Origin of the sequence: Candidatus Kapaibacterium thiocyanatum (genome assembly GCA_001899175.1) — a bacterium.
In the GTDB taxonomy this organism is placed as follows: Bacteria; Bacteroidota; Ignavibacteria; order Kapaibacteriales; family Kapaibacteriaceae; genus Kapaibacterium; species Kapaibacterium thiocyanatum.
The window spans coordinates 1-5787 of the sequence record MKVH01000023.1 but is presented as its reverse complement, the minus strand read 5'-3'; the positions used below and the strand labels follow the sequence as shown (position 1 = coordinate 5787).

Sequence of the window (5787 nt, the reverse complement as noted above, 5' to 3'; positions counted from 1 at the left end):
CTATCGTTGGATAGGGGGCTTCTGTGACAGATAACCTGGCGACTACCTACTCTGCCACTCCAGTTCAGGAGCAGTACCATCGGCGCAACGGGGCTTAACTTCTCTGTTCGGAATGGGAAGAGGTGTGACACCCGCGCAATCGTCACCAAGAGGAAATTTCCGTAGGGTACTCAGGTTGTGAGTGTGGTGATCATGGTCACCGAGTCATGATGATGAAGAAGAAGGCGATGTTGTAGGCGCGAGATGAATCTTCCTGTCGCAGGAGGGGATCCTCCTGCAGCATCCGACCAGCCTTTTGTATGGCCGGAGCCTGGAAAATTAATGGTAAGTCCTCGGACTATTAGTACTTCTCGGCTCCACATGTTGCCATGCGTCCACCTGAAGCCTATCAACCGGGTCATCTCCCCGGGTCCTTACTAATTGGGATGTCTAATCTTGGAGTGGGTTTCGCGCTTGAGATGCTTTCAGCGCTTATCCTTCCCGGACATGGCTACTCTGCCGTGCCACTGGCGTGACAACAGATTCACCGTCGGTCCGGTCATTCCGGTCCTCTCGTACTAAGAACGACTCTCCTCAAACATCCTGCGCCCGCATAGGATAGGGACCGAACTGTCTCACGACGTTCTGAACCCAGCTCACGTACCGCTTTAATTGGCGAACAGCCAAACCCTTGGGACCTTCTCCAGCCCCAGGATGCGATGAGCCGACATCGAGGTGCCAAACCTTGCCGTCGATGTGGACTCTTGGGCAAGATCAGCCTGTTATCCCTAGCGTACCTTTTATCCTTTGAGCGACGGCCCTTCCACGCAGTGCCGCCGGATCACTAAGACCTGCTTTCGCACCTGTTCGGGATGTCTCCCTCACAGTCAAGCTCCCTTATGCCTTTGCACTCTACGCACGATTACCAACCGTGCTGAGGGAACCTTTGTAAGCCTCCGTTACCTTTTAGGAGGCGACCGCCCCAGTCAAACTGCCCACCTAGCACTGTCCCCGCGGATCCACTCCGCCGGGTTAGAATCCGGTCACAACAAGGGTGGTATTTCACCGTTGACTCCACGAAGCCCGCAAGCTCCGCTTCATAGTCTCCCACCTATGCTACGCATGGTGTAACCAAACCCAATACTAAGCTGCAGTAAAGGTGCATAGGGTCTTTCCGTCCATATGCGGGTAACCGGCGTCTTCACCGGTACCACAAGTTCGCCGAGCCCGTGCTTGAGACAGTGCCCAGATCGTTACACCATTCGTGCAGGTCGGAACTTACCCGACAAGGAATTTCGCTACCTTAGGACCGTTATAGTTACGGCCGCCGTTTACCGGGGCTTCGATTCAAAGCTTCGCCTTACGGCTGACCTCTCCTCTTAACCTTCCGGCACCGGGCAGGTGTCACACCCTATACATCCACTTAACGTGTTGGCAGAGTGATGTGTTTGTGGTAAACAGTCGCCTGGGCCATTTCTCTGCGGCCCGCTTGCGCGGGCACCCCTTCTCCCGAAGTTACGGGGTCAATTTGCCGAGTTCCTTAAGCACGGCTCACTCGCGCGCCTTAGTATATTCAACCCGTCCACCTGTGTCGGTTTGCGGTACGGTCACCATGACTCGCTTTTCTCGGCAGCCTTCGTCGATCCCGGAATAGCCATTCATCCGGAAACGATGTACGTCTGCGTCACTTTCATTGTCATAGTGGGGCAGGAATATTGTAATGTGCCTGCTTCCCATCAGCTACGCCTCTCGGCCTCGCCTTAGGGGCCGCCTAACCCTGAGTCGACGAACGGAGCTCAGGAAACCTTGGACTTTCGGCGCGGAAGATTCTCACTTCCGTTATCGCTACTTATGCCTACATATGCTCTTCCATTCGCTCCAGCATGCCTCACGACACACCTTCACCGCCAATGGAATGCTCCCCTACCGCTCAGCTTACGCTGAGCCCATAGCTTCGGTGGAATGCTTAGTCCCGATTATTATCGGCGCACAGTCGCTCGACCAGTGAGCTATTACGCACTCTTTAAATGAATGGCTGCTTCTAAGCCAACATCCTGGCTGTCTGTGCAACTGCACATCCTTTCTCTGTGAGCATTCACTTGGGGACCTTAGCTGATGGTCTGGGTTGTTTCCCTCTCGGCTACGAAGCTTATCCCTCGCAGCCTCACTCCCGTGCATCCTGTCTCCGGCATTTGCGGTTTATCTGGGGTCGGTACCGTTGTGACAGCCCTAGCCCAATCAGAGCCCTACCTCCGGGACAGTAACACGAGGCTGTTCCTAAAAACATTTCGGGGAGTACGAGCTATCACCGAGTTTGATTGGCCTTTCACCCCTATCCACAGATCATCCGAGTAGTTTTCAACCCACACCGGTTCGGACCTCCACGTGATGTTACTCACGCTTCATCCTGTCCATGGATAGATCACACGGTTTCGCGTCTGCCGCCACATACTAGATCGCCCTATTCAGACTCGCTTTCGCTGCGGGTGCGGATATCCATATCCTTACCCTTGCATGTGACGAGCAACTCGTAGGCTCATTAAGCAAAAGGCACGCCGTCACAGACCGAAGTCTGCTCCGACCGTTTGTAAGCACACGGTTTCAGGTTCTTTTCACTCCCTTCTAAAGGGTTCTTTTCACCTTTCCCTCACGGTACTGGTTCACTATCGGTCACAGAGGAGTATTTAGCCTTGGAGGGTGGTCCCCCCGGATTCCCACAGGATTTCTCGTGTCCCGCGGTACTCAGGATTCCCCTTGGGCCATTCATGATTTCGCATACAGGGCTCTCACCTTCTTTGGCCGACCTTCCCAGATCGTTCTGCTATCATGTTTGGTCCCGTGTTGGGGTCCTACAACCCCGAGGCTACTTGCGTAACCTCGGTTTAGGCTCTTACCGGTTCGCTCGCCACTACTACGGTAATCTCGTTTGATTTCTCTTCCTCCGGGTACTGAGATGTTTCACTTCCCCGGGTTTGCTCCCTTGCGGGTAACGGGACATGACTCCCGTTGGGTTGCCCCATTCGGATATCTGCGGATCAAAGCTTGCTTCCAGCTCCCCGCAGCGTTTCGCCGGTTGCTGCGTCCTTCATCGCCTCTCTGTGCCAAGGCATCCACCGTGTGCCCTTTGTAACTTACCGAATTCGTCCTGCGACAGGTTGATTCTCTATCGCGCGCTCTACGTCATCGGCCTTCGTCGTTTCATCATCATGACTCGATTACGAGTCACCACTCACGACACGTACTGCATGGCTGCTCATGCCATGACTTCTCGTACGCTTCGCATCCCGGAGCGCCCGACACCATCGCTGATGTCTTCTTCTTCCGGCATACTCGCGGACTCACACGAACTGTTTCGGTGCAGGGCCTTTTCAATCTGCGCCGAGACTCTCTCCTGGAACAAGGAACATTGATTCCAGGCGTGTGCCGCTTGCTTGCAGTTCCTGGCGAAAGGAATCTGCAAGACCTTACGGAAAACCTCATGTGTTGTCAAAGAACGACGGTCATTCGCATGACCTCTGTTCAAACGTGCAAACGCTTCCGACGTGCCTGTACGGCACGCGCCTGAGCGTGCGGATGTCAGAGTGGACCCAAGCGGGATCGAACCGCTGACCTCCTGCTTGCAAGGCAGGCGCTCTCCCAGCTGAGCTATGGGCCCGATTGACACGTGGTGGGCCGGAGTGGACTTGAACCACCGGCCTCACGCTTATCAGGCGTGTGCTCTAACCAGCTGAGCTACCGGCCCGCGCAATTTCACTTGCACGTTTGCAAAGAACGCATCCTCGCGGTTCCAGTGTCTCCACTGGGCGCGGATGTGCTTGGACAACGGGAGTCTTCCATGTAGAACCGGACGTTTGCACGTCCTCGATCAAGATGATCGTCAGGACGATGGAACCGAAGTTCCATCGTTGGCGATGAAACCGAAGTTTCATCTGTTGATGGCAGAACCGGAGTTCTGCCGGGTGGAAACCGAAGTTTCCATGTTGATTCAAGGATAGAAATCCTTTGAGGATATTCTCCTTAGAAAGGAGGTGATCCAGCCGCACCTTCCGGTACGGCTACCTTGTTACGACTTAGCCCCAGTCACCGATTTCGCCTTCGACGGCATCTCTGCCGGCTTCGGGCGCCCCCGGCTCCCATGGCTTGACGGGCGGTGTGTACAAGGCCCGGGAACGTATTCACCGCGGCATGCTGATCCGCGATTACTAGCGATTCCACCTTCATGGAGTCGAGTTGCAGACTCCAATCCGAACTGAGAACGGTTTTGGGGATTACCTTGGCTTCGCAGCCTCGCCCACTGTACCGTCCATTGTATCACGTGTGTAGCCCCAGACGTAAGGGCCATGATGACTTGACGTCATCCCCACCTTCCTCTCTACTTGCGTAGGCAGTCTCTCTAGAGTGCCCGACTTGACTCGATGGCAACTAGGGATAGGGGTTGCGCTCGTTGCGGGACTTAACCCAACACCTCACGGCACGAGCTGACGACAGCCATGCAGCACCTCTGCTAGCATCCGACTTTACGGGTCATTCGACTTTCATCTCTTTACTACTAGCACTTCAAGCCTGGGTAAGGTTCTTCGCGTTGCATCGAATTAAACCACATGATCCACCGCTTGTGCGGGCCCCCGTCAATTCCTTTGAGTTTCAACCTTGCGATCGTACTCCCCAGGTGGTATGCTTATCAGATTTCCTACGGCACTGAGATCTTGCGACCCCAACACCAAGCATACATCGTTTAGGGCGTGGACTACCAGGGTATCTAATCCTGTTTGATCCCCACGCTTTCGTGCCTCAGCGTCAGTTTCGAGCCAGATGACCGCCTTCGCCACCGGTGTTCCTCCTGATATCTACGCATTTCACCGCTACACCAGGAATTCCATCATCCTCTCTCGCACTCAAGCCCTGCCGTATCAAAGGCACCCTCCGGGTTAAGCCCGGAGATTTCACCTCTGACGCACAAGGCCGCCTACGCACCCTTTATACCCAGTAAATCCGGACAACGCTTGGATCCTACGTATTACCGCGGCTGCTGGCACGTAGTTAGCCGATCCTTCCTTTGACGGTACCGTCCTAGAGCTTCATAGCTCCTTTCGTCCCGTCCGACAGTGGTTTACGACGCGAAGCGCCTTCATCCCACACGCGGCATTGCTGGTTCAGGATTGCTCCCATTGACCAATATTCCTCACTGCTGCCTCCCGTAGGAGTCTGGACCGTGTCTCAGTTCCAGTGTGGCTGTTCGTCCTCTCAGACCAGCTACTGATCGTCGCCTTGGTGAGCCATTACCTCACCAACTAGCTAATCAGCCGCAGGCTCATCCCCATCCGCCGAAGCTTTGATCTCACGACCTCATCAGATATTAGCCTCGGTTTCCCGAGGTTATGTCTGTGATGGGGGCAGATAACCTACGTGTTACTCACCCGTGCGCCAGTGGTATTGCTACCCCTTGACTTGCATGTGTTAGGCATGCCGCCAGCGTTCGTCCTGAGCCAGGATCAAACTCTCCGTTGTAGAGTTTGTCTTCTGTTTGAAGTTTCCCGACTTGGTTGATTCTCTTGACGGGGTAAGATCGAACGACGATTGCTCGCCGCTCAGCCTGAGGTCCCCCTCAGGCCCGGACTCATCGCTGAGTCCGCTTACCCTGTTCTACATGGATATTTCCCGTTGTCAAAGAACATCAGCTCCTCTGCCTGCCGCGCTCCGCCGAGGTTCTCACCTCGACGCTCCGGCTGGCCCCGGAACCGCCCCGTTGCACAGTTGCGCGCTTCAGGGACGACAAACTTACGGCACTTTCTCCTCTTCACCAAATGG

The 5787-nt window shown here is 54.9% G+C and carries 2 tRNA genes and 3 rRNA genes; all 5 read right to left on the bottom strand.

The features are described from left to right. Positions 1–33: 33 nt before the first annotated feature. The 5 genes from rrf to BGO89_05175 all read right to left on the bottom strand — a co-directional run bounded on the left by rrf (position 34) and on the right by BGO89_05175 (position 5482). A 5S ribosomal RNA gene (rrf, locus tag BGO89_05195) occupies positions 34–150 on the bottom strand. A gap of 170 nt (positions 151–320) precedes the next feature. Next, positions 321–3114: ribosomal RNA gene (locus BGO89_05190) — 23S ribosomal RNA — on the bottom strand. A 447-nt stretch (positions 3115–3561) separates the two neighbouring features. After that, positions 3562–3634 (bottom strand) — tRNA-Ala (locus BGO89_05185). 10 nt (positions 3635–3644) lie between these two features. After that, positions 3645–3721 (bottom strand) — tRNA-Ile (locus BGO89_05180). A gap of 272 nt (positions 3722–3993) precedes the next feature. Beyond that, positions 3994–5482, bottom strand: a 16S ribosomal RNA gene (locus BGO89_05175). Together the 16S, 23S and 5S rRNA genes with 2 tRNA genes alongside form the textbook arrangement of a ribosomal RNA operon. Positions 5483–5787 lie beyond the last annotated feature (305 nt).